The sequence below is a fragment of the Streptomyces griseiscabiei genome, from assembly GCF_020010925.1.
GTDB lineage: Bacteria > Actinomycetota > Actinomycetes > Streptomycetales > Streptomycetaceae > Streptomyces > Streptomyces griseiscabiei.
Genome location: NZ_JAGJBZ010000002.1, coordinates 3,173,946 through 3,197,810, shown reverse-complemented (window position 1 = coordinate 3,197,810; position 23,865 = coordinate 3,173,946). Strand labels below are relative to the sequence as shown.

Annotated in this window: 17 protein-coding genes; 6 read left to right on the top strand and 11 right to left on the bottom strand. The window is 72.1% G+C overall.

The window, feature by feature from the left end; translation table 11 throughout:
* Window positions 1-10: 10 nt before the first annotated feature.
* The 6 genes from J8M51_RS31115 to J8M51_RS31090 all read right to left on the bottom strand — a co-directional run bounded on the left by J8M51_RS31115 (window position 11) and on the right by J8M51_RS31090 (window position 11,211).
* Window positions 11-6,211 (bottom strand): DNRLRE domain-containing protein, encoded by a 6,201-nt coding sequence (locus J8M51_RS31115; protein WP_256964801.1) that lies wholly within the window; start codon window positions 6,209-6,211, stop codon window positions 11-13.
* A gap of 341 nt (window positions 6,212-6,552) precedes the next feature.
* The gene (locus J8M51_RS31110; RefSeq protein WP_143673202.1) at window positions 6,553-7,107 is read right to left on the bottom strand and encodes a hypothetical protein; all 555 of its coding nucleotides are present in this window, start codon (window positions 7,105-7,107) and stop codon (window positions 6,553-6,555) included.
* 130 nt (window positions 7,108-7,237) lie between these two features.
* Entirely contained in the window at window positions 7,238-8,281 is a 1,044-nt protein-coding gene (gene denD / locus J8M51_RS31105; protein WP_086756132.1) for a D-erythronate dehydrogenase, read from the bottom strand.
* A complete protein-coding gene (locus J8M51_RS31100; RefSeq protein ID WP_398857188.1) occupies window positions 8,278-8,487 on the bottom strand; it encodes a hypothetical protein in 210 nt (69 codons plus the stop codon). Before J8M51_RS31100 ends, denD begins: the two co-directional genes overlap by 4 nt.
* Window positions 8,488-8,647: 160 nt before the next feature.
* Window positions 8,648-9,832 carry a cytochrome P450 family protein gene (locus J8M51_RS31095; RefSeq protein WP_086756135.1) on the bottom strand — a complete coding sequence of 395 codons (1,185 nt, stop codon included), beginning with the start codon at window positions 9,830-9,832 and terminating at the stop codon, window positions 8,648-8,650.
* Window positions 9,833-9,993: 161 nt separating this feature from the next.
* Window positions 9,994-11,211 (bottom strand): MFS transporter, encoded by a 1,218-nt coding sequence (locus tag J8M51_RS31090; RefSeq protein WP_086756137.1) that lies wholly within the window; start codon window positions 11,209-11,211, stop codon window positions 9,994-9,996.
* A gap of 73 nt (window positions 11,212-11,284) precedes the next feature.
* On the opposite strand from J8M51_RS31090, the gene J8M51_RS31085 reads away from it, so the two are divergent.
* Complete coding sequence (locus J8M51_RS31085; protein ID WP_086756138.1) at window positions 11,285-12,043, top strand: DeoR/GlpR family DNA-binding transcription regulator; 759 nt, start codon at window positions 11,285-11,287, stop codon at window positions 12,041-12,043.
* Between the two features lie 35 nt (window positions 12,044-12,078).
* Here the strand turns inward: J8M51_RS31085 and J8M51_RS31080 are convergent, their stop codons facing one another.
* Window positions 12,079-12,705, bottom strand: a complete 627-nt coding sequence (locus tag J8M51_RS31080; RefSeq protein ID WP_086756140.1) for an NAD(P)-dependent oxidoreductase — start codon at window positions 12,703-12,705, stop codon at window positions 12,079-12,081.
* A gap of 293 nt (window positions 12,706-12,998) precedes the next feature.
* On the opposite strand from J8M51_RS31080, the gene J8M51_RS31075 reads away from it, so the two are divergent.
* On the top strand, window positions 12,999-13,277 hold the full coding sequence (locus J8M51_RS31075; RefSeq protein ID WP_086756141.1) for a hypothetical protein: 279 nt from the start codon (window positions 12,999-13,001) through the stop codon (window positions 13,275-13,277).
* A gap of 34 nt (window positions 13,278-13,311) precedes the next feature.
* On the opposite strand, the gene J8M51_RS31070 is transcribed toward J8M51_RS31075, so the two are convergent.
* Together J8M51_RS31070 and J8M51_RS31065 are read right to left on the bottom strand one after the other, a co-directional pair.
* Window positions 13,312-14,100, bottom strand: a complete 789-nt coding sequence (locus J8M51_RS31070) for a thioesterase family protein (RefSeq protein ID WP_086756143.1) — start codon at window positions 14,098-14,100, stop codon at window positions 13,312-13,314.
* Between the two features lie 73 nt (window positions 14,101-14,173).
* A complete protein-coding gene (locus J8M51_RS31065) occupies window positions 14,174-15,373 on the bottom strand; it encodes a cysteine desulfurase-like protein (RefSeq protein ID WP_086756144.1) in 1,200 nt (399 codons plus the stop codon).
* Window positions 15,374-15,503: 130 nt separating this feature from the next.
* On the opposite strand from J8M51_RS31065, the gene J8M51_RS31060 reads away from it, so the two are divergent.
* On the top strand, window positions 15,504-16,532 hold the full coding sequence (locus J8M51_RS31060; protein ID WP_086756146.1) for a LysR family transcriptional regulator: 1,029 nt from the start codon (window positions 15,504-15,506) through the stop codon (window positions 16,530-16,532).
* A 12-nt stretch (window positions 16,533-16,544) separates the two neighbouring features.
* Window positions 16,545-18,074: a hypothetical protein gene (locus J8M51_RS31055; protein ID WP_086756148.1), complete on the top strand. Its 1,530-nt coding sequence runs from the start codon at window positions 16,545-16,547 to the stop codon at window positions 18,072-18,074.
* 51 nt (window positions 18,075-18,125) lie between these two features.
* On the opposite strand, the gene J8M51_RS31050 is transcribed toward J8M51_RS31055, so the two are convergent.
* On the bottom strand, window positions 18,126-19,055 hold the full coding sequence (locus J8M51_RS31050) for an RNA polymerase sigma-70 factor (RefSeq protein ID WP_398857183.1): 930 nt from the start codon (window positions 19,053-19,055) through the stop codon (window positions 18,126-18,128).
* A gap of 21 nt (window positions 19,056-19,076) precedes the next feature.
* Window positions 19,077-20,261: an NAD(P)/FAD-dependent oxidoreductase gene (locus J8M51_RS31045; protein ID WP_256964807.1), complete on the bottom strand. Its 1,185-nt coding sequence runs from the start codon at window positions 20,259-20,261 to the stop codon at window positions 19,077-19,079.
* Window positions 20,262-20,460: 199 nt separating this feature from the next.
* On the opposite strand from J8M51_RS31045, the gene J8M51_RS31040 reads away from it, so the two are divergent.
* A complete protein-coding gene (locus tag J8M51_RS31040) occupies window positions 20,461-22,302 on the top strand; it encodes a serine/threonine-protein kinase (RefSeq protein WP_086756150.1) in 1,842 nt (613 codons plus the stop codon).
* Window positions 22,303-22,457: 155 nt separating this feature from the next.
* Window positions 22,458-23,864 (top strand): FG-GAP repeat domain-containing protein, encoded by a 1,407-nt coding sequence (locus J8M51_RS31035; RefSeq protein WP_086756151.1) that lies wholly within the window; start codon window positions 22,458-22,460, stop codon window positions 23,862-23,864.
* The last annotated feature ends 1 nt before the right edge of the window (window position 23,865 follow it).

Sequence of the window (23,865 nt, the reverse complement as noted above, 5' to 3'; positions counted from 1 at the left end):
CCGGACGCGGTCAGACCCAGGTCTTGCCCGCGGCGTTGGACTTCAGCTTGTGCTTCTTGACCTTGTCCTTGCAGAAGCGGCAGGCGGTCTCCTTCGCCTTGCCGTACGTCCAGGCCGTGATCTTGCCTCCCATGCTTCTGCCGATCTTGTTGTTGTACTGGTCGGCCTTGGAGTCGCGCTTGGCGGCCTTGGAGCTGCCCGCGTTCTTCTCATGGGCGTTGCCGAGCGCCTTGGCGAGGGTGGAGCCGACCGCCCAGGTCAGCATCGCCTGCCAGATGCAGTGGCGGTAGGCGTTCTGCTTCGCCCCGTTCGAGTACCTCTTCTTGGCCTCCCCGAGCGCCCAGTAGGTGATGTAGGCCATGTCCGCGCACCACAGCAGGAACAGGGCGCAGATCGCGGCCTCGGGCACGAGGCCGTTGATGCTGTAGTTGCCGCTGATGTCGTAGCAGTTGACCGGGTCGGCGAAGCAGTAGTCGTAGGAGCTGGCGTTGCCTCCGACGATGCGGTCGACGGAGAGGAAGCGCCCGGAGTCGGAGTCGTAGAGGCGGACGCCCATGAGGGTGACCGTGCTCGGGGTCTCCGACGAGCGCTGCTCCGAGCCGAGCCAGCCGTACCGTGCCGTGTCCGTCCCGGGGAGGAGGTTGCCGTACTCGTCGTAGCTGTTGACGACGGGTGTGGTGGCGTCCACCAGGGGAATCCGGGTGGCGATGTCGCCGTGGATGTTGGCGAGCTGGAGGACCACCTCGGCGGAGGTGGCGCCGGTGGTGGCGATGAGGCCACCGGTCAGGTCGGACAGGTTCCGGGTGATCTTGTCGTCGCCCTCGCCGATCCAGGTGGGGTTGTCCCCGTCCGCACCGTAGTGGTTGCGTGTGGTCGCGGTGGTGGACCAGGCGCCGTTGTCGTCCTGGCTCTCCGTCGTGGACGAGGCGAGGCGGCCGGCCGCGTCGAGGCCCCAGGTGGTGCGTTCGCCGCGCGCCGTGATCCGGCGCACCAGATCGTTGGCGTAGTACGCGTTCTCGGCCCCGCTCGACTGGGTGGTCGTGCGGCCGAAGGCGTCGTAGGAGGTGCCGGTGGCGATCAGCCGGTCGGCGCTGTCGTAGGTGGAGTCGACCGTCGTGCTGGTGGGCGCTCCTCCGTCCACGTCGTCGACCGTGGTCACCAGGGACGTGCGGTTGGTGTTGTCGTCGAAGCCGTAGCCGCGGTGGGTCGTGACACCGGTCTGGGTGTCGTCGGCCTTGGTCAGCCGGCCGGCCGCGTCATAGGTGTACTCCTGGTAGGCGCCGCCGCCGGTGTACGTGGTGCGGGAGACGACCTGGCCGTGGATGTTCTCGCTGAGCGACTCGCCCTGGACGGTCCAGCCGGACTCCCAGTGCCAGTAGCGCGAGGTCTCGGCCCCGGTGGGGTCCAGGTTGAACTCCACGTCCATGTTCCAGGGCAGCTTCTGCTTGTACAGGCGCCCGTCGGAGTCGTAGGAGCCGGTGACGTCACCGACGCCTCCCATGACGGAGTCGTGCATCCGGGTCGGCTGCCCGGTCAGGCTGTCGTAGTCGTACGTCGTCTCCGAGGGAGCCGAGTCGGATCGCCTGGTGACGCGGTCGCGGGCGTCGTACTCGGTGCGGGTGACATTGCCCGCGCCGTCGTCGTAGGAGATCTCCCGGCCGAGCCTGTCGGCGACATGGCGGACCGTGCCGGTGCCGTCCGACATGGTGGCGACCTGGCCGTTGGCGGAGTCGAAGGTGAGGGTCTGCGTCGGTACGGCTGTGCCGACGCCGCCGCTGATCTGGATCTGCTTTCCGCGGCCGGCCGCGTCGTAGGTGGTGACGGTGGTGCGGGTCACGCCGTTGGCGGTCTCGGTGACCTTGGTGACATTGCCCCAGCGGTCGTATTCGAGGGTTTTGGTGGGCAGTTCATCGGGGTTGGAGCCGCCGCCGGTGATCTTTCCGGCCGGGCCGCTGGAGCAGAGCAGGTCCGCCCACTCGGGGCGGCCGGAGCAGGCTCCGCTGCCGTCGGCGGTCCAGTACCGGGAGACCACGGTTGCGGCGTCGGTGCCGTTGGACTTGGGCTGGCTGTTCCTGGTGATGCGGCCCTGGGCGTCGAAGGCGGAGGAGCGGGTCAGCTTGAGCCCGCCGGGGTCCGTCACCGTGCTGGTGGGCAGGCCCTTCGCCCAGTCGTAGCCGGTGGTGCTGGTCCGGATGTCGCCGTCGGCCGGGTAGTCCTCGACGAAGGCGCCGGTGGCCGTCGTGGTCGGCTGGTCCATGACCTGGGCGGACCCGTCGGTGGGGCGGCCCTCGTCGTACCGGGTGACGGTGTGCTCCCGTGCGGGCACCTGGGTGCCGGCCGGGATGTCGGGGCTGTCGGTGTCGCCCTGGAGCTGCTTGGTCAGGGTGACCAGGTGCAGCGGCCCGAGCTGGTCCACCGGCCGTCTGCCGTCGGAGGAGTACTTCGCGACGGTGGCCAGTTTCTGGGCGCGCTCGGCCGGTGAATCGGAGAGGATGCCGAGTTCGCTCTGGGTGTTGACCTGGTACTCCTCGCTGCCGAGAGCGAGTTCGCGGTTGGTGGCCCCCAACTCGAAAACGACGTTGCCGAACGCGTCGTACTGGGTGGTGGTCAGATGCCGTCCGGGCAGGCCGGTGTTGACCTGGAGCCCGGAGGCGTTGGTGTAGGTGGTGGTCGCCTTGTCGTAGTCGCCGGCGGCGAGGTCGTTGCCGTTGTGCGAGGCGGGCACCTGGTCGGCGGGGAAGACGGCGGTGGCGTCCGTGGGGGTGTCGGTCTGGGCCCAGGTCCTGGCATCGGCCGGGGAGACCTGGTTGGGCGCCTTGGTGCCGGAGAGCGGTACGTCGTAGACGAGGGAGACGGCCGCCCTGCCGCCGTCGGGCTCGTCCTTGCTGCCCGGCTTCAGCGTGGGCCGGGACACGGACAGCAGCATGCCGTCGCCCGCGACCGAACTGGCGCCCGCCTTGCCGTACTCGAACGTCCACGGCAGCTCGCCCGGCGGGGTCTGGGTGACCACGCGGCCCGCGCTGTCGTAGGTGTAGGCCGTCTTCAGCGCCGGGGAGATCCGGGGGTCCCACTGCTCACGCAGCCGGCCCGAGGCGTCGTACGCGTAGCTGGAGACGACCGTGGCGGTCGCGGTGGACGCGCCCGGGTCGGTGGACCACAGGCGGAGGCGGTGGACCTGTCCGGCGTAGTCGCCGAGCGTGCCGCCGCTCGCCGTGGTCGTGGTGGCGTACTGGTACTCCAGGATGCGGCAGCCCTTGGTGGACGGGGCGTTGGCGCAGGTCTCGTTGCTCACCGCCGACGAGGGCGCGATCACGTACTTGGGGCGGGCCAGGATCTTGCCGCCCACCGTGACCTTCTCCGAGTACAGCGAGGTGGTGGAGTTCTCCGTGGAGAGGGAGCTCTTGGAGAGCTGCCAGGTCGTCGCCGCCGCGTCGATCTTGGTGAACTGCGAGGTGGTTCCCTCGGTGTCCTTCAGGGTGAAGGAGCCCGTGAGGCTGCCGGTGAGGGTCAGGGCCTCGGCCCCTTCCTCGGGCTTCCATCCGCCGCCGCTCGTCGCGGTGAACCCGGTCTCGTCGCCTTCGACGTCCACCAGCGCGACCGAGGTGTCCGACGTCTTGCGCAGATACAGCGACTCGGAGTCGGTGAGTTCGGCGGCGGCGCCCGCGGTCCACTGCGGACCGAAGACGGCGACCTGCCCCTCCTGCTGCCCGCCGGCCGCCGGACGGCGTGAGGAGGCGGTGCGGTTGGCGGTCAGGCCGAACGCCGAGGCGTCGCTCGCGGCGAGCGTGTGGTCACCGGTGAGCATGTTGACGTCGCCCGGGCCTGCGGCCTGGGTCGGTGCGGCGCCCGCGTCACGGTCGACGGTGACGGAGGTGGCCGGGGAGGCGTCGGTGCTGGAGCCGTCGGTGAAGACCGCGCGGATGTCCACCGGACCGTCCTCGGCGAGGGTGTCGGTGATGTTCCACACCAGCTCCTCCGGCAGCCCGCCGGTCACCTTCACCGGCCACGCGGTGACGGCCGCGTTGTCCGCCTTGCGGCGCACATCGGCGACGGGGACGTCCTTCCAGCTGTCGGTCTCACCGCGCCGGTACTGGTAGCGGACCCCCGTGTCGGCGGTCTTGCCCTGGCCGGACAGCACGGTCCGCCGTGCCGGCCGGTCCCCCTGCGCCGGGGTCAGCAGGGCCGCGCCCGAGCCGGCGTAGTAGACGAAGGGGGTGGTGGCGGAGGCGTTGCCCGCGGCGTCCTTGGTGCGGGCGGACAGGGTGTGCCTGCCCGCGCGGAACACCGGCTTCGCCGTCACGGTCGCGCCGGTCGTGGCGATCGTCTGCCAGACTCCGCCGTCCAGTTGCCACTGGACCTCCTTGACGTCCGTCGACGGCGGAGCGAGCGTGAAGCTTCCGGTGAAGTCGCCGCTGCCGTTGGGCGTGCCGGACCACTGCCCGGCGGGGAAGTCGCTCGACGAGACCGAGGTCGCGGCCGGGGAGGCGGTGTCCACGGTCAGGGTGCGGAACGCCGACCAGGCGCTGGTGGCGGAACCGTCACCGGCGCGGACCCGCCACTTGTAGGAGCCGGCCGCGAGGGCTGCGGGGGTCCAGTTGGCCTGGGCGCCGGAGGCGACCGCGGCGCTGGAGCCGGTGCGCAGGGCGGCGGTTCCGGTGGAGGTCCACACCTCGTAGTCGAGGGTGACCTGCGAGCCGTCGCCGTCCAGCGCCTTCGCCGCCAGCGTCGGGGTGGTGTCGTTGGTGGCCGCCGCGCTCAACGGGGCGATCAGGGTGGGCAGTTCGGGAACCGAGTTGTAGGTCACCGACAGATAGGGCGTGTTCGAGGCGGCGTTGCCGGAGTAGAACCGCTTCCAGCCGTACGGGTCGGTCTCGTCCGTGGCCCGCAGCCCGAGGTGGTTGGTGGCGCTGCCGCCCGCCGCCCACGCCTTGGCCAGGGAGGTCACGTCGGCGTTGACCCAGCCGTCGGCGCAGGCGCTGGAGAAGCCCTTGGTCTGGGTGCTGGTGGCGTGTTTCGTCCCCCAGGACGGCTGGGCCGACCAGCGCGAGGAGGTGCTCGCGGCCCCGGTGGACCACACCTCCCAGGCCTTCGCGGTGCAGGACCACGAGTGGTACGCGTACAGGTTCAGTTTCGCCGCCGAGACCTGCTTGCCCGTGATGTTCTTCATCGGGAACGACAGGAACGACCGCGCCACCTGCGAGGAGCCGTTGTTGCCGAGCTTGAGGTCCGTGGAGGCGGACTGGTCGGTGGTGGTGCCGTCCTGGACGAAGGTGTCGAAGCTGGACCCCACGTTGATCGCGGGGTCGATCGTCACCGGGAACCGTGTGGCGCTGTCGGCCAGGAACTTCGCGTCCGGGGTCAGGGTCAGGGTGACGGTGTCGCCGTCCTGGGCCACCTTCACGCCGACCGGGGCGGTGCGCTTGTGCTCACCGGACTTCGCGTCCACCTGGGCGTCCCACATCACGGGGGTCGGCAGGACTCCGACGGACTTGCCCTTGCCATCGGTGAAGGAGACCGAGCCGTCCTTGTTCTCCTTCGCGGTCAGGCCCTTGGCCGTCAGGCTGTAGGTGATCGCGCCGCTCGCGTCGACGGCGGAACGGTCCTTCAGTTCCAGGAACTGCTCGTATCCGGTACGCGTCGACTCGATCAGCAGGTCGGTCGAGGGGAGGGCGCTCCGGTAGCGGGCGATGTTCTCCTCCGCGCCCTCGATCACCGGCGCGGGAAGGGCCCCGTACCAGCCGAGCCGCATCCGCTGCCCGGTCCGGCCCTCCAGCGTCACCAGGGGCACACCGGCCGAACCCGTGCTCTCGCCGACACTCTTCAGCCCCTTGGGGGCCGTGGTCCTCCCGGCCAGGCGCAGTCCGTGCGGATGCTTTCGGGCGCCCACCGCGCCGTCCGACAGCTTCCGCAGCGAGACATCGATGTCCTGCCATCGGTCCTGGTCGTCCTGGAACCGGATCGGTCCGGCGTACGCCTCCTCGGTCACGGAGCCGTTCGGCTCGACGTACACCGTGGAGGTCTCGGTACGGGCGTCCAGCGCCTCGATCCGACGGTTCTGGATCTTCGCCTTCAGTCGGGCTGCGGCCACCGATCCGGCGGTCGCGGCGCCGAGGTCCTTCGCCTTCTTCTCCCGGTCGGCGGCCGGGGCTTCACGGCCCAGGCCGACCGCGACGGTGGAGGTTCCGGCGATCAGGGCGGTTTCGAACGCCATCGCCAGGACGACGGTCGCCGCCACCGAGCGGAGGCGTCTTCGCCGGGCCGGAGGAAGGAAGGGCCGGACGGACGGTCTGCCCGCCCTCCGGCCCGCTCTGAGGAACGTGGCTATCAAGCTCACTCCTTGCAACGGTCGCGGGTTCTTCCCGCAAGCACCTGACGATCTTCACAGCGTGCTTACAGAAGTCAATCCGTTGCATGACAAGTGATCACTTCCGGCCAACGTTGGCCGATAGCAGATGACTTGCCCACCGCGCCACCGGGCCGCGCGCGAGGCGCGACCGGGCCCGCCTCAGTCCTAGGTCGTGCGCGGGGCAGGCGGGACTTCGCGGACACGACCTAGCAGCTGGTCGCGGAACCGTCGGCCGTGGACGTGACGGACACGCGGTAGCCGACTCCGGTGTCGAACTCGGGCCCGGGCTCGCTCTCTTCGTCCTCGAGGATCGTCTTGGTCAGGAAATAGACGTCCAGGATCGTCGAGTCGTCCTTCTCGCCGAGGGTGAAGCACAGGTTCGCGGCCGGGTCCTTCTTCGAGGACTTCTCGCCGGCGCGGGACAGCCGCCATCCTTCGCGCTCCGCCGCGGCCTTGTAGAACCGGGTCACCTCGGCCTTGTCACCGGGGAAGACATAGGTGCGCTCGGCATACAGCCACGCCTCGCCGCTGTCCGCCCAGCAGCCGGCGTCGAGGCTCTCGAAGCCCTTCGGTACGACAGTCCCCTGGGGCCGGGCGTCGAGAACGCCGTACGCCTTCAGCTCGCCCACCCGGCTCCCGGTCCCGTCGCAACCCGAGCCGGAGGCGGCGTCCGCGAGCTCGCATCCGGTGAGAACGCCGGTCGCCAGCACGGCCGTCAACAGGGCGGAGGCGCACCGGCCGGTTGCCTTACGAGGTGCCAAGTCGACTCCTACGGTTGACGCGCCGAGGCGGCGGACTTCACTGCCTGATACCGAATACGTGCGATCGGTGACATTACCATCTCTTCCGCCGATCCCGGTCGGAGTCAACTCGCTTCGCCCCGGCGGGTGTTCATCCCCTCTCGGGTACGGCGCGGACCGCGCCGGGGTGGTCGGCGAGGTAGTCCCGGACCACGGACGCGAAGCCCGGGTCGGGAGCCAGGCCGAGCGCGGTGGCACGGGTGTGGTCGAAGGCGGAGGGCCACGAGCCCACGACGGCCTCGACAGCGGGGTCGGGCGCGACCGTCACCAGGTCGGCGACGGCGTCCCCGGCCACCTGCCGGAGCGTGGCCAGCATCTCGGCGACCGAGACGGTGAGCGCCGGGAGGTTGACCGGCAGCCCGCCGTCGAACCGGCCCGGCCCCTGCCCGCGCTCCGCTTCCGCGATGCGCAGGAGCGCCTCGACGGTGCGTCGCGGGGAGGCCAGGGCCACCCGCAGGCCGGGGCGTACGGGGCAGAGGGCGGGGAGTCCGGCGAGGGGCTCGCGGATGATCCCGGACAGGAAGCCGGAGGCCGCACCGTTCGGCCGGCCGGGTCGTACGGCCACGGTCATCAGGCGGGCGACGCGCCCGTCGACGAACCCCCGCCGGGTGTAGTCCGCGATCAGTTGCTCGCAGACGAGTTTCTGGATGCCGTAGCTGGTCCGGGGCGTGGGCAGGGTCGCCTCGGTGGCGACGGGCGGGAGCGGGAGCGCGGGGTCGGGGCCGTAGACCGCCACGCTGCTGGAGAACACCAGGCGCGGCGTCGGTCCGCCGGCGGCCGACTGGGCCCGGGCGGCTTCCAGGAGGGCTCGGGTGGTGTCCACGTTGGCGGTCATGCCGAGGTCGAAGTCGGCCTCGCACTCGGCGGAGACGGCTGCGGCGAGATGGAACACCAGGTCCACCGGCTCCGCGAACACCGCGTCGAGGCGGTCGCGGAGGTCGCCGTGCACCGTCTCCACGAGCGGGACGAGCGGGTCGGACACGGACGGCGACGCGAAGGGCGTTCCGGATGGCACGATCCTGTCGACGAGCACCAGGCTCCGGATCGGGACACCTCGGAACGTCCGTGTCCGGAGCAGTGCGCTCGCGACCAGCCGCCCGACGAAGCCGAAGCCACCCGTGACGACGATCCTCATGGGGAGAGCGGCCCGGTACCGAAGAACGAGCCCCTCTGTGCGGCGCCCGGCGACGCGTCGGCGCTCCCCGAACCAGGGATGACCCCTTCCAGTTGACGGCGCACACGGTCGGCCTCGTCGCGCACCCGCGCGGGAATGTCACCGCGTTCGGCGACGAGACGGCTGTAGATCGGGGTGTCCAGGGACATGGATGTTTCTGCTCTCATACCGAGAACCCTAAGGCGGAGCACTGACAACGCGGCGCCGGGCAAGGCGTTCAGGGACCAGTGGCACGGGCGGGGTTCGGGGCGGACTCGGGGAGACCCCGGTCGGACTCGGAAACGGACTCGGGGCGGACTCGGGGCGGACTCGGATCGGACTTGGGCCTCAGAATCGCACCGGCAGGGCGACGAGTCCGCGGGCCCGCATCGACGGGCGCCATCGCAGTTCGTCGCGTGGCACGTCGAGTTGGAGCGCGGGCAGGCGGCGCAGCAGCGTACTCACGGCGATCTGTGTCTCCAGCCGGGCCAGCGGGGCGCCGACGCAGTAGTGGATGCCATGGCCGAGTGCCAGATGTCCGCCGTCCTGTCTGTCCACGTCCAGCCGGTCGGGGTCGCGGAAGCGGGCCGGGTCCCGGTTGGCGGAGGCGAGCGACAGCAGGACCGTCTCCCCCGCCGGGATCGTCACACCGTCCAACTCCACGTCCTCGACCGGGAAGCGGCGGATCGCGAGCAGCGCGGGCCCGTCGTGGCGCGCGAACTCCTCGACGGCGCCCGCGATCCTGGCCGGGTCGTCGCGCAGCGCGGCACGTTGTTCCGGGTGGTCCAGCAGGGCCAGCACCGCGGTGCCGATGAGTTGCACCGTGTTCTCGTAACCGGCGGACAGGATGAGGAAGGCGAGTGAGGTCAGCTCGTCCTCGGTGAGCCTGTCGCCGCCGTCGCGTACCTCGACCAGGTCGGACAGCAGGTCGCTGCCGGGGGTGCGGCGCTTGTCGGCGATCAGCCGAGCGAAGTAGGCCGGCATGGCGGCCACCGCGTGCTTCGTCGCCTCGGGGTGTGCGGGGTCCGGGGCGACCAGTGCGTCGGTCCAGGCACGGAAGTCCGGGCGCGAGTCGTCCGGCACACCGAGCAGATCGCAGATGACGGTGATGGGCAGCGGTGCGGCGAAGTCGGCCACGAGGTCGGCGCGTCCCCGGTCGGCGATGCCGTCCAGCAGCCTGTCGGCGAGGAGTTGGATGCCGGGGCGCATGCGCTCGACCCGGCCGGAGGTGAAGGCCTGGGCGACCAGCCGTCTGATCCGGGTGTGGTCCGGCGGGTCCATGTTGAGCAGGTTGGCGTCGAGCGCGGCGGGCAGCGTGAAGCCTCGGTAGTGCCCGGGGAGCCGGTGCGTCTTGTCCAGCGACAGCCGTGGGTCGGCCAGCAGCCGTCGTACGTCGGCGTACCGGGTGACGATCCACACGGGCAACCGGTCCGGCCCGACGATCCGATGGGCCGGCCCCGCCTCCCGGAGCCGGGCGTACACGCCATGAGGGTCGGCCAGCAGTTCGGACGAGTCAGGTAATGCGGAAGACATGATCAGCAGCCTAGCCCGGCAGGTGTCGTGAGGGTTGCCGGGCCGTACGCCCGGCCTCCGCGCCCGCGCATCAGCGCATCAGCGCATCGGCGCATCGGCGCGCCTCCGCGCCCGCGCGCCGAAGGCCGAGGCGAACGGCGGTTGTTCCTCGTCAGACCTCGTCAGACCGATCCTGCCGTCTCGGCCTTCAAGGGCGCGGGGGCCGGGTGGGGTTGGCGCAGGATGCCGGCGGAGCAGGCGGCGACGACACAGCACGCCACCGGGAGGAAGAACGTGAGGTTGAGCGGCATGACCTGGGTCAGCGGACCGATGACGGCGGGCCCGGCGAGCATACCGAGGTAGCCGAGTCCGGCGACGCGGGAGACATGGACCCCGGCTGCGTCCTGGTCGGAATGCCCGGCGGCGCTGAGGAGTTGGGGCACGCAGCCGGAGAGCCCCGCCCCGAACAGGGCCCAGCCTGCCAGGGCGAGCGGAATCCAGGGCGAGAGGGCCGCCACGGTCAGGCCGAGCGCCGCGACGGACGCGCCGTGGCGGAGGATGGCCACGGGTCCGAAGCGCGCGGAGGCCCGGTCGGCGAGCAGACGGCCCACGGTCATCGCGGTGGCGAAGGCCCCGTAGGCGAGGGCGGCGGTGGAGGCGGGCGCGTCGAGGACCTGACGCAGATGGAGGGTGCTCCAGTCGTTCGCCACGCCCTCGCACAGCATGATCATCAGTGCCAGCGTGGCCAGCATCCAGATACGCCGGGGTGTTCGTGTGCGGGGCTTCGCGGCCGGGGCGGCGTCGTCGACCGAGGGCGCCGCCCCGGGCGCGGGGCGCACGCTGTCGCGGCCCAGCAGCGCGGGCGCAGCGAACGCCGCCGCGGCGAGGCCTGTGAGGGCGACGACGCCCAGTGTCAGCGCGGGGCTCCAGCCCAGGCCGAGCGTGAGGGCTCCCGCGAGGGCGGCGACGACCCCGCCGATGGAGAAGGCGGCGTGGAAGGCGGACATGACGGGCCGCCCGTAGCCGCGCTCGACCTGGACGGCGTGGGCGTTCATGCCGACATCCAGACAGCCGTTGCCGACGCCGAGGACGAAGAGCGCGGCACCGAGCGTCCACGCGCTGGTCGCCAGACCGGGCAGGACCAGGGCCGCGCTGCACAGCGCCGCACCGAGCGGGACGACGGTGCGGGCGCCGAAGCGGTCGGTGAGCGGACCGACCGCCTGCATACCGGCGAAGGCCCCCGCGCCGAGGAGCAGCAGAAGCCAGCCGAGCACGGCATGGCTGATGCCCGCGCGGTGCTCGATGCTCGGGATGTGGACGACCCACATGCCCATGAGGAAGCCGTTGAGAGTGAAGTAGGCGAAGGTGGCGAGCCGGCCGGCCCGTAGATCTTGTCGCATGCATCGAACATATCGAACAGTTTTCATGTTCGAAAGATTGCCATTCAAACTCTCATGGTGTTCAATCCATCGTATGGCTGGCACAGATCGACACAGGCAGATCACCGACGCCGTACGGGAAGCCGGCAGCATCGGTGTCGCGGAACTGGCCGGGCTCACCGGAGCCTCGGAGATGACCGTCCGCCGCGACCTCGAAGTCCTGGCCGCGCAGGGGGTGCTGGAGCGCTATCGAGGCGGAGCCAGGAGCCTGCTGCTGCGCGGCGAGGAGCCGCCGTTCGCGTTGCGGGCCCAGGAGGGGATGGACGCCAAGCGGCGTATCGCGGCCGAGGTCGCCGGGCTGATCTCCGACGGGGAGTCCGTCGTCCTCGACAGCGGCACCACCTGTCTGGAGGTGGCCCGCGCCCTGGAGCAGCGGCGACTGACCGTACTGCCGCTGTCCCTGCACGCCGTGAACGCGCTGACGGATGCCCCTCAGCTGACCCTGCTGGTCCCCGGCGGCCGGCCGCGGCCGGGCGAGTTGGCGCTGACCGGCCCGCTGACCACGGCGTCGCTGGCCGCCCTGCGGTTCGACACCGCGGTCCTCGGCTGCTGCGGACTGGACGCGGACAACGGCCTGACCGCCTACGACCTGGACGACGCCACCGTCAAGCGCGCCGCGATCGCCTCCTCCCGCCGGGTCATCGCCGTCGCCGAGGGCACCAAGTTCTCCCGTACCGCCCTCGGCTTCGTCGCCCCGGCCTCCGCCCTGCACGCCGTCGTCACGGACGAGTCCGCCCCCGCCGACCAGACCGACCGGCTGGGCACGGCGGGTGTGATCGTTCGGAAGGTGTGATCCGGTGACCGCCTCCGTGCCGGCGCGTCCCTTTCTCAGTCGCTGATCACGGGGCTGCGACGGATCCATTCGACGCCGTGGGCGGCCTGGTGCATGAACGCCGCGACATCTGCCCGGCTGATCGTCGGATTGCCCTTCATCGGCAGGCGGTCGGCCACCTGGTAGCCGCCCTTGGCGGCGCCGTCGGTCAGCCGGGTCGGGTAGACGACGGTCCAGTCGAGGCCGCTGCCGCGTACGGCCTCGTCGGCGATCTCCTTGTTGGCGTAGAGCCCCCGGAGCAGGGTGCTGTAGATCGCCTTCTGCGTGGTGCTGCTCCAGTCGTAGGTGTGGCCGACGCCGAAGGACGACAGCCATATCAGGCGGGCGACGTCGGTCTCCCGGGCCGCCGTGACGACGGCCGCCGAGGAGCGGGTGAAGAGGCCGTCGGCGCGTACCGAGTTGCCCCTGCCCAGAGCCGAGATGACGGCGTCCTGTCCGGCCGCCGCTCCGGCGATGTCACGGTGCGACGTGGCGTCGCCGGTGACCAGGGTGATCCGGTCGGCCAGGTCGCCCAGGGCCGCGGGGTCGCGCACCAGGGCGGTGACCGTGTCCCCGGATCGCAGGGCCGCGTCGATGACATGGCGACCGGTGGGGCCGGTCGCGCCGAGGACCAGCAGTTTCATGGCAGCGAGATCTTCCGTGCGGGGATGGGGGAGAACGGCACAGCGCCGCGCGACACGACGGCACCGCGACACAGTGGAGCCACGGCACCGAAAAGCGGACAGCCGTCCGGTACGTTGAGGAAAACGTACCGGACAGCTGTCCGCTTCATCAACCCGTCCTGGGCGGGGAATCGCAGCCGGCACCCTCAACTCGGCGCCCACAGCCCTCCGTTGAGCGGACGAACCGGCTGATAGCGTGGCGCCGGGCCCGTCGCACGCCGCTGTGGGCCGATCACCGGTGCGAAGGACGCGACATGAGCAAGCGGTTTGCCGACGGCCCCATACGAGCGCTGCTGGTGGCCTATACGCCCGACGGCACCTGGCTGCGTGAACTGCGTCTGCCGGTCCCGCCCTTTCCCGGGCTGGGCATTCGCCTGGACACCTATGAGGTGGTCAACGTCGACAGCGTGCTCGTCGGCGACGACGACCGCTGGGACATCGACGTGACCTGCATCGTGTCCCCGGACGGAGGCTCCGTCCTCACCGCGGAGCGATGGGAGGGACTCGGCTTCGAAGAAGGCGTCTACGTGTGAGTCCTCGCCACCCGCCTTCTCACCGGACACCGGATCAGCGCGGTTGCACGAGGAGCGGCTGGGTTCCGGTGCCGAGTGTCCCGGAGAGGTCGTACAGGTCGGTCACCGTGGCCCCGATGCCGTCGCCGGACAGGGAGGTCCGGGCGTCCAGCAGGATCCACTCCCCCGCCGGATGGCGGTGCAGGTTCAGCTGGAGTGCCGTGGGCACGAACAGGAAGCGGTCCAGCGGGAGTTCACCGGAGATGCCGTTCGCGGAGTCGGCGACCACGGCCAGGCGCTGCAGCGGCGTGACGGCCTCGCCCCCGACCACCGGGACCCGGACCCGGGTCCAGACCGCGGCGGGCCCCGGCTGCGCGCCGCCGCCGTGGACGAACCGCCATTCGATCGCGTCGGGGTAGTGCCAGGCTCCCGGGAATCCTGGGAACGGGTGATCGCCGGGTGTGGTGTCCGGGAGAGCGGGCAGCGGCGACCTGCGGTGTTCCACCTGACGGTCCGCGCCCGTGCCCGTGGCCATCGTCCAGCACCTGGCCTCGGCCACCACCCGGTCGCGGATCGTCAGCGTGGCCGCGTCGAGCCGGACCCGGCGGCCGGGGCGCAGCGTGCGGACCTCGACCTGTCCGGGCTCGCGCGGGATCGCGCCGAGGAAGTCGATCTGGGCCGCCGTGATCCGCCCGTGGCCGGCCACCGCTCTCTCGATCTCACCGAGCAGGAGCGCGGACGGCGGGCCGCCGTGCTGCAGCGACTGGTCCCAGGGGCTCTCGGTGGCCCGCGTCGGCTCGAACGTGCCGGTTCCGGTCCGGTGGTAGAAGGGCTCGCTCATCATCTGGGCGACGATACCGACCCGCGCCCGGCACCCCGGATGTCAGGCACCCGCCCCTGCGGACCGGCCTCCGTCCTCAGAGGAAGTCGGCGAGTCCGTCGAGGAACCGGTCCACGTCGTCCGTGGTGTTGTAGGGGGCCAGGCCCGCGCGCAGGGCGGGGGCGTCGAGCTTGAGCGCGGTGAAGGGCTCGTACGCGTAGAAGGAGCCCGCCGGTGCCACCACGCCGCGCGCCGCCAGGTGGGTCTGGGCCTCGCGGGCGTCGCGCCCTTCGAGGGTCATCAGCAGGGTCGGTGTGCGGTCCGGGGCCTTCGAGTGCAGCGTGAGGGCGTCACCCAGGGACCCCAGCCCCTCCTGCAGCCGTGCGCGCAGCGTCAGTTCGTGCTCGTGCAGGGCGTCGAAGGAGCGGATGAGGCGCTCCCGGCGCGAAGTCCCCGTACCGGGGTCCAGGTCGGCGAGGAAGTCGACGGCGGCGGTGGCGCCCGCCAGGATCTCGTACGGCAGGGTGCCGAACTCGAACCGCTCCGGGACCGTGTCGGGGGACGGCAGGAGCTTGTCCGGGCGCAGGGCTTCGAGGAACTCGGGAGCCGCCGCGAGGACTCCGCAGTGCGGCCCGAGGAACTTGTACGGCGAGCAGACGAACAGGTCGGCCCCGAGGGCGGGTACGTCCACGAGATGGTGGGCGGCGTAGTGGACGCCGTCCACGTACACCAGGGCGCCGGCCTCGTGCGCGCGGTCGGCGATCCGGCGGACGGGCGGCACGGTGCCGAGCACGTTCGAGGCGGCGGTGAGCGCGACCAGCCGGGTGCGGGAGGTCAGGGCCCGTTCGTACGAGTCGAGGTCCAGTTCCGTGGTCTCCGGGTCGATCTCGATCCAGCGGACCGTCACCCCGGCGCGTTCGGCGGCCTGGGTCCACGGGCGGACGTTGGCGTCGTGGTCCAGACGGCTGAGCACGATCTCGTCGCCCGGATGCCAGGTCTTGGCGAGGTGGCGGGAGAAGTCGTACGTCAGCTGGGTGGCGCTGCGGCCGTGCACGACGCCGGCGGAGGGCACATGGAGGAGGTCGGCGTAGGCGGCGCGGAAGTCGGCGACGGCGCGTTCGGCGTTGGCCTCGGAAGGGCTGACGGTCCCCCGGTTGGAGAGGGGGCCGGTCAGCGTCGCGGTGACGGCCTCGGCGACGGGGCGGGGAGTCTGGGTGCCGCCCGGGCCGTCGAAGAAGGCGAGGCCCGTGTCCAGGGAGGGGAAGTGGGCGCGCAGGGCGGTGAGGTCGATGGCCATGGTCTCGCTCTCTTTCGGGCACGGCGCCCGGCTGGATCGGGCAGCGTGCCTGGGGTCGGCGGCACCTTTACTCTGTCGTCGACCGCGCGACACGTAAAGCGATGGATCTCGAAGAGAAAGTTCACGAGCCGTGAAGTCTGCCGGGAGGTCTTCCGCGAAGTCCCAGCCGGATCTGAAGCTCCTGGCCACCTTTCTGGCCGTGGTGCGCCGGGGCTCGATGGCCGAGGCCGCCACGGAACTCGGCTATGTGCCCTCGGCGGTGTCCCAGCACATCGCCGCGCTCGAACGCGAGCTGGGCGTCGAACTGATCGTCCGCCGCCCCGGGAGCCGGCTGATCCTCACGGCGGCCGGACGCTCCCTCGCACAGGCGGCCGAAACGCTCTTCGACGCGACCGCGCGCTTCCAGGACGCCGCCCACGCCATCGCCGGCCGTGAGCTCGCCGAACTGCGCGTCGGGGTCTATCCCAGCGCGATGACCTATCTGCTGCCCCGGGTCCTGGCCACGCTCAGGGCCCGCCGCCCGGGTCCCCGGATCCGTCTCGTCGTCATGGAGACCGACGAGGGCGTACCGAGGGTGCGGTCGGGCGACCTCGACCTGCTCGTCGCCTACCGCTATCTGCCCGAGGATCCGCCGGCCCCGTCCGAGACGCTGACGATCACCGCCCTCGGACGGGAACCGCTGGTCCTGGTCGCGGGCGGCGATCCGGTGCGCCCGCGCCCGGTGCGGCTGGCCGACTGCCTGGAGCAGGAGTGGGTCTCCGGTCACCCGCACAACCCCGACCGGCGGCTGCTGCACCGCTGGGCGGGCGAGCTGGGGATCGCGCCCCGGGTGACGCTGGAGACCGAGGACCTGCACAGCATGCTCGCCATGATCCGGGCCGGCCTCGCGGTGGGCCTGATCCCGGCCACGCTGCTCGGCGACGGCGACGGCGACGGCGATAGCGACGGCGGCCACGGGCGCGGCCACGCTCCGGGGCGCGACGCCGGAGTCGACAGGGTGGTGCTGCCGCCCGGGATCACCCCGCTGCACCGCGAGATCCTCGCCGTCAGCCGCCCCGGCGCACGCCCCCCGGTCATCGACGAGCTGGTGACGCTCCTGACCCGCGCCGTGGAGAGTGTGCGAGGCGCTCCCGGGCGGCCCGGCGGGCAAGGGCCCTGAGAAAATCACGCCATGGCGCGTACGGACGATCAGCTGACCTGGGCCGCGTTCGGGGACCTGGAGACACCGGCGGACCCGGAGACACCGGCGGACCCGGACCGTGCCGACGCCCTGCGGCTGCTCGCGGCCGACACCACGCTGCACGCGGAGTGGGTCGCGGGGCTCGCCATGAACACGGCCGCACCGGACGAGGTGCTGCGGCGCGTGCTCACCGTCGATCCGCTGCCCGACCCGCAGTACTGGCTCGTGCAGCGCGCCCTGTCCCCCGCCGTCGCGCACGCCGCCGTCGCACACCCCGACCCGGCGATCCGCAAGCTCGTCGCGGAGAACCCTCACCTGCCGTGCGACGCGCTCGCCGTGCTGGCCCAGGACCCCGACCCGAAGGTACGGCGGATCGCGGTGGTGATGGCGGAGGAGCACGAAGCCGAGCTGCCGGCAGAGGCGGTGGCGCGGCTGACGGCCGACCCGGAGCCCATGGTGCGGTACTTCGCCGCCCGGCTGCCCGGGGTGCCGGAGGCGACGCTGCTCACGCTGGCCGAGGATCCCGACCCCCGGGTCCGGGCCGCCGCGATCGACCCCCGGACCTGGCCGGTGCTGCGCCCGGACGTACGGACCGCCGCCGAGGCCGACCCGCACCCTCGGGTGCGCGAGGCGGTCGGGCGCGCCACCTTCGTCGACGTACCCCTGCCGACGACGGTCGAGGACTTCCTCGCCGAGACGGACGACCGCCGCCGCCGTGACTCCGCGCGCGCCGCGCCCGTCGACACGGGGCTGGCCGTCCTCCTCGTGGCGCACGAGGACAGGTGGATACGCCACGGTGCGGCCGGCAACCCCCATGTGTCGCAGGCGCTCGCCCTCACGCTGGCCGCCGATGCCGAGCCCGAGGTCCGCCTCGCCCTGTCCCTGCGCGCGGACCTGACCGAGGAGCAGCGGGCGGCGCTCGACCACACCGTCCCCGAGGGCCGCCATCCGGTGCCGGGCTGGGTGGCGGAGCGCTTCGGTGATCAGGACGCGCTGCGGGAGCTCGCGGCCTCCGGCCATGTGCTGCTGCGCCGGGCCGTCACCTGCGCGCCGGAACTGGCCCCCGATGTGATCGAGCGGCTGGCGGCCGACGAGGACTACTTCGTCCGGCTGATGCTCTGCGAGAACGACCACGCCCCGCACGACCTCCTCGTGGAGATGTTCGCCGGCTGGACCGGGCTGAGCTGGGCCCTGCTGGCGTACCGCCGCAACTTCGCGCGCCCCGGTCTGGCCCGGTTCGCGGACCATCCCCACCACCGGTTGCGCTATGCGGCCCTCTTCGATCCGGACGCCTCGCCGGAACTCGTCGACCGGCTCTCGTACGACGGGGACGGCATGGTCCGCCGGCACGCGGCGGCCGACCCGCGGCTGCCCCGCGCACGGCTCGTCGGTCTGCTCGGCGCGGACGGCATGCCCCGCGCGGCGGCCGGCAACCCGGCGCTGCCCACCGCGCTCATGCACCGGCTGCTCGACGTGGCGGGCGTGGCGGGGGTCGAGACGGTGACGGGCGTCGAGGGCTGACGCCCGCCCCGTCGGCCCACGCGTGTCGCGAGGACATGGGACACCGGCGGCTCAGCGCGAGGCGAGCGGCGTCTCCTGCTCGACGCGGGTCAGTTTCTCGGGGTTGCGGACGTAGTAGAGGCCGGTGACGCGGGCGTGCTCCACGCGGAAGGCGAGGACGCCGTCGATCTCGCCGTCCAGGCGCAGGACGAGTCCCGGGTTGCCGTTGACCGTCGTGGGCTCGCCGACGAGGACGCCGCCGGCCTTGGCGACACTGCCGGCCATGTAGCGCAGCACCTTGTCGGCGCCGACGACCGGGTGCAGCGCGGCCAGCCTGAGGCCGCCGCCGTCGCTGACGAAGACGACGTCCGGGGCGAGTACGTCGAGCAGCCCCTGCAGGTCCCCGGTCACCAGCGCCCGCCGGAACGAGTGCAGCGCCTCCCGGGTCTCCTCCGGGGAGGCCGCCGTACGCGGCCGGCGGGCCTCCACGTGCCGGCGGGCGCGGTGGGCGATCTGGCGTACGGCCGCGGGGGTCTTGTCGATCGCGGCGGCGATGTCGTCGTAGCCGAAGTCGAACACCTCGCGCAGGACGAAGACGGCACGTTCGGTCGGCGAGAGGGTTTCGAGGATGTACATGAGGGCCAGCGACAGGTTCTCGGAGAGTTCGACGTCCTCGGCGACGTCCGGCGCGGTGAGCAGGGGCTCGGGCAGCCAGGGGCCCACGTAGGCCTCCTTGCGCCGTTTGAGGGTGCGCAGCCGGTTGAGTGCCTGCCGGGTCGTGATCCGGACCAGGTAGGCGCGCCGGTCCCGTACCTGCTCCAGGTCGGCCCGCACCCAGCGCAGCCAGGCCTCCTGGAGGACGTCCTCGGCGTCCGCGGCCGATCCGAGCATCTCGTAGGCGACGGTGAACAGCAGGTCGCGGTGGGCGACGAAGGCCTCGGTCGCGGGGTCGGTGACGTCGTCGTCGTTCATGTCGTGCGCTTCACTCTCCGGTCCGGTCATGGTTCGGTCGTCTCTCGCCGATCAGACACCTTGGGGCTGGGCAGCCTTGTCACCGTCGGCCCGGGAGCCGGCCCTGCGCGCGCCGGACACCAGCTTGTTGAGGGTGAACGTGCAGGCGATCTCCTTGACGACGGCACCCGTGCGCCCGCCGATGCCGAGCGCGTTCACCTTGTCGTTCGGGTAGGAGAACTGGGTGACGCCCGCGTCCCTGCCGAGACTGAGGCACTGCCCGGCGAAGAACATCCGGACGGACGCGGGCCTCTTCCCCGCGATCCGGCGCAGGATCGTGCCGGCGGCGGCCGGGCCGAGCTGTACGGCCGCCTGGCAGCTCATCCGGAACGGGTGGTCCGGCATCACGCCCGCGTCCCCGGCGGCGACGATTCGGTCGTCGTCCACGCTGGTCAGGGTGGTGTCGGTGACCAGACGGCCGTCGGCGTCGGTGCGCAGCCCGCTGTGCGCGGCCAGGTCCGGGACACGGAATCCCGCGGTCCAGATCGTCACCGCGCTGGGGACCTCCCGGCCGTCGCCGAGCCGTACGGCGTCGTGGGTCACCTCCTTCACCTGAGCGCCGGGGCCTTCGAGGACGGTCACCCCCACCTCGGCGAGCCGGCGGGCGACCGGGCGACGGACCCGGGGGTGCAGGGAGGGGCCGAGTACGGCGCCGCAGACCAGGGTGACCTCGCGGCCCGCTTCCGCCAGTTCGGCGGCGGTCTCCAGCCCGGTCGGGCCGGCGCCGACCACGGTCACCGGGGCCGAGGCGGGCGCCGCGTCCAGCGCGGCCCGCAGACGCTCCGCCCCTTCGAGGTCCGACACCCGGTGGGCGAACTCCGCCGCTCCGGGCACACCGGGATCGGCGGCACCGCTGCCCACCGCGTAGACGAGGTAGTCGTAGGGGACCGTGCCTCCGCTCTCCAGGGCCACCCGGCGTTCGGCGGCGTCGATCCGGGTCGCGGTGTCGACCACCAGCCGGACGTTCCGGCCCATGACCCGGCCGTAGCTCTCGGTGGCGTCGTCGGAGCCGGTCACGCGCTGGTGCAGACGGATCCGCTCGACGAACTCGGGACGCGGATTGATCACGGTCACCGACACACCGGCGCGCCGCGCCAGGGCGTTGGCCGCCGTCACGCCGCCGTAGCCACCGCCGACGACGACCACCCGCACGTCGCCGTCGCCGCTCCCGCCACTGCTGCCGCTGCCGTTCATCATGTCTCCCTCGGTTCTGGACTCGCCATGGAGACACCGGCCGCGCGGGGCCTGTGACAGCCCTCGGATGAGACGTGGCTCACACATGCCTCACGTTCTCCCTCCGGCCGTCCGGGGCGGCGGACCGCGCCGCGGCGGCGACCGGAATCGGCCAACAAGACCTCCTTCGGAGGCTGTCGGTGGCGGGAACTATGCTCCCGCCATGAACGAGGACGACAGAGGGCCCGGCAGACGAGTCGTCGACGGGCGCTTCGAGTTGGAGACCCGTCTCGGCGGTGGCGGGATGGGGACGGTGTGGCGGGCCAGGGATCTGGTGCTGCACAGGCTCGTGGCCGTCAAGGAGGTCCGGCCGCCCGACCGGGACCTCGCCGAGTACGACCCGGAAGGCGCCCGGACGCTGCGCGAGCGGGTGCTGCGGGAGGCCAGGGCCCTGGCCCGCATCGACCATCCGAACGTGGTCACCATCCACCACATCGTCGACGGCGGCGACGGCACGTATCCGTGGATCGTGATGGAGCTGGTCAGCGGTGGTTCGCTGGCCGACCGGCTGGCCGAGGGACCGATGCCGCCCGCCGAGGCGGCACGGATCGGCCGGCAGGTGCTGGCCGGGCTGGCCGCCGCGCACGAGGCCGGTATCCAGCACCGGGACGTCAAGCCCGCCAATGTGCTGATGCGCCCCGACGGGCGGCCCGTCCTCACCGACTTCGGGATCGCCGCGATCCGCGAGACCACCGGTCTGACCGCCACCGGTTCCGTCATCGGTACGCCCGACTTCATGGCACCGGAGCGCATCTCGGGGCACGAGGGCGGCTCCGCCTCCGACCTGTGGTCGCTGGCGATGATGCTGTACACGGCGGTGGAGGGCCACCATCCGCTGCGCCGGGGCAACACCCTGGCGACCCTCGCCGCGGTCCTCAACGACGACGTCGCGCCCCCGGTGCGCGCCGGGGCACTGGGTGACGTCCTGATGAGCGTGCTCGTACGGGACCCGTCGGCGCGGCCCCCGGCGGCCGAACTGGAGCGGCGGCTCGCCGAGATCGAGTCGGGTCCGGCCGTTCCTCAGGCTCCGGCGGTGTGGGACGAGCCCACCTCGTATCCGCTGGTTCCGCCGTCGTCCTCCGGCCACCCGGTCACCCCGTCGCACTCGGGCGGCTTCACGCCACCGAACACGTTCGGCCCGCCCGGCGTCCCCGTCCCGCCACCCGCCGCCCACACGGCCGGGGGCGGCCCGGGTGCCTCCGGCCCGACGAGCCCCTTCGGGGCCACCGGGTTCGGGCCGCCGCCCGTGCCGGCACCGCCGGGAAAGGTTCCGTATCAGGCGACGACCGCGGCCGTGGGCACGGTCCGCCCGCGCACGCCGCGCCGTGCCGCACTGCTGAGCGTGTCGGGGGCCGCGCTCGTCGGTGCGCTGGTCCTGCTGTGGTGGCTGTTGCCCGTGGGAGGGGACGCCGGCGACTCGCAGGCGAGCGGCTCGTCCACCGTCGCGCCCACCGCCTCGGCCTCGAAGTCCAGCGCCTCGACCCCGAAGTCGACGGCCTCACCGGCCGATGACGACCGGGCGACGGAGGAGTCGAAGGACGTCGCGCCGGGCGACATGCTGACACCGGACGGCATCCGCACCGCGATCAAGGCGTTCGAGAAGGAGACCGGCCGGGACATGTTCGGCGACTTCTCGGTCTACCCGGACTTCGTGTCGGCCCAGCTCATGGTCGAGGGCAGTGACACGAAGTACGACACCTACACCTACCGGCCGGGGCAGGGCGTGGAGAAGGGCATCATCAAGGGCACGCTCGCCGGCGGCGAACAGCCCGTCAGCCTCGACGACTTCAACTGGGACAAGGTTCCCGCCCTGTTGAAGGAGGCGGACAAGAAGCTCAACGTCAAGGATCCCGAGAACCGTTACCTGCTGGTGAGACAGCCCAACGACGTCTTCGACACACCGGCCGGCATGGCCGTGTACCTGAGCGACGAGTACAACCAGTCCGGCTATCTGGAGGCCGACACCGACGGCAAGGTGACCCGGGTGATGCCCGCCGAGGGCTGATCCCCCGCCGTGCCGCGAGCACCGCCGTGGCACCGCCGCGCACGGGGCGCGAGAACGGCCGCGCCGGGCACACCGACGGATCCGCAACCTTTCGGGGCGGTGGGCAGTCGTGTGTGTCGACACGGTCCGTGGTGCGGGTGGAGGCGGGAGATCTCATGCGACGGCTGACGCGGGTGTCCCGGTGGTGTCTGGCTCTCACGGTCGTGCTGCCGGCGGCGGCCTGCAGTGGTGCCGGGGAGCGTCCTGCCGCCGGCGGGAGCGGCGCGAGCGGCACGGGAGAGCGGTACCCGGCCAGTCTTCAGGGCGAGCGGCCGGGCGCCGGAAGACCTTCCGCGCATCCCCGGCCCGGGGATGTCAACGGCGACGGCTACGACGACTTCGCCGCCGTGGTCGCGGGCGGAAGCCTCGTGGTGGTCTACGGGTCGGCGACGGGGCTGGATCCACGTCGGCACACCGTGGTCCCGTGGTCGGCTCCGGCGGCGGGGCCCGAGCAGACGCGGTTGTTCCGTCTCGATCTGGACCATGACGGCTTCACCGATCTCGTGTCGGCGCCGCAGCGTGGCGAGCCCGCCGTGCTGTGGGGCGGGGCGCGCGGCGTGGGCGACGCCCAGCCGCTCACCGGAGCACCGGCGAGCCCCGTGGCGACCGGCGACTTCGACGGGGACGGCAACGCCGACCTGTTCCTCCCGGGCGGCGCCGAAGGCCCGCTGGGCACCGTGTGGTTCGGCCCCGTCCGGCGCGGCGGCGCACCCGCCCGGGTGCAGGAGCAGGCCGGAGACGGCCGGCCGAACTCGGTTCCGTACCACTTCCTGGCCGGCGACTTCGACGGTGACAGGGCCACCGATCTGGCCGTCCGGTACCACTGGAGCGATCCGGAGAGTGAGGGGGACGGCGAGGTCGCCCTCGCCGACTTGCTCTATCTGCGCGGCGGCCCGCAGGGACTGCGGCCGGAGGAGGACCGCGAACGGCCCGTCACCGGTCTGGAGGGGCAGCCCGGGGACGTGGACGGGGACGGCGTCGACGACCTGTACACCGCGAGCTTCGTCGCCTTCCGTGAGCAGCTGAGCGTCGGCTACTGGCTCAGCACCCGTTCGGGGCCCGAGAGCGGCGAGCACGGCGGTCTGAGCACCGACGCTCCGCCGGGGCTCAGGAACGAGACGCAGTACGGCGGTATGGGCGGCACCGCCCTCGGCGACGTCACCGGTGACGGCCGGGCCGATCTGGTCACCTCGGCGACCGGGGCCAACAACAGCGACGGCGTGGTCTGGCTGGTCCCCGATCTGCGGGCGGCCACCGCCGGGACGGTCCGGGCGGTGACCCTCGACAGCCCCGGCCTCCCCGGCAGCGACACACCCGCCGCCGGCCGTGGCCCGACCCGTAACGGCATCACCGTCGTCGGCCCGCTCCTCGACACCGACGGTGACGAGCACCTGGACGTCGTGGTCGGCGCGCCCGGCTTCCTGAACGCCAAGAAGCAGGAGCTGGACGCGTTCTGGGTGCTGCGCGGCACCGGGGCGGGGATGACGTACCAACAGCACTTCACCACCGAGGACCTGTCCTGAG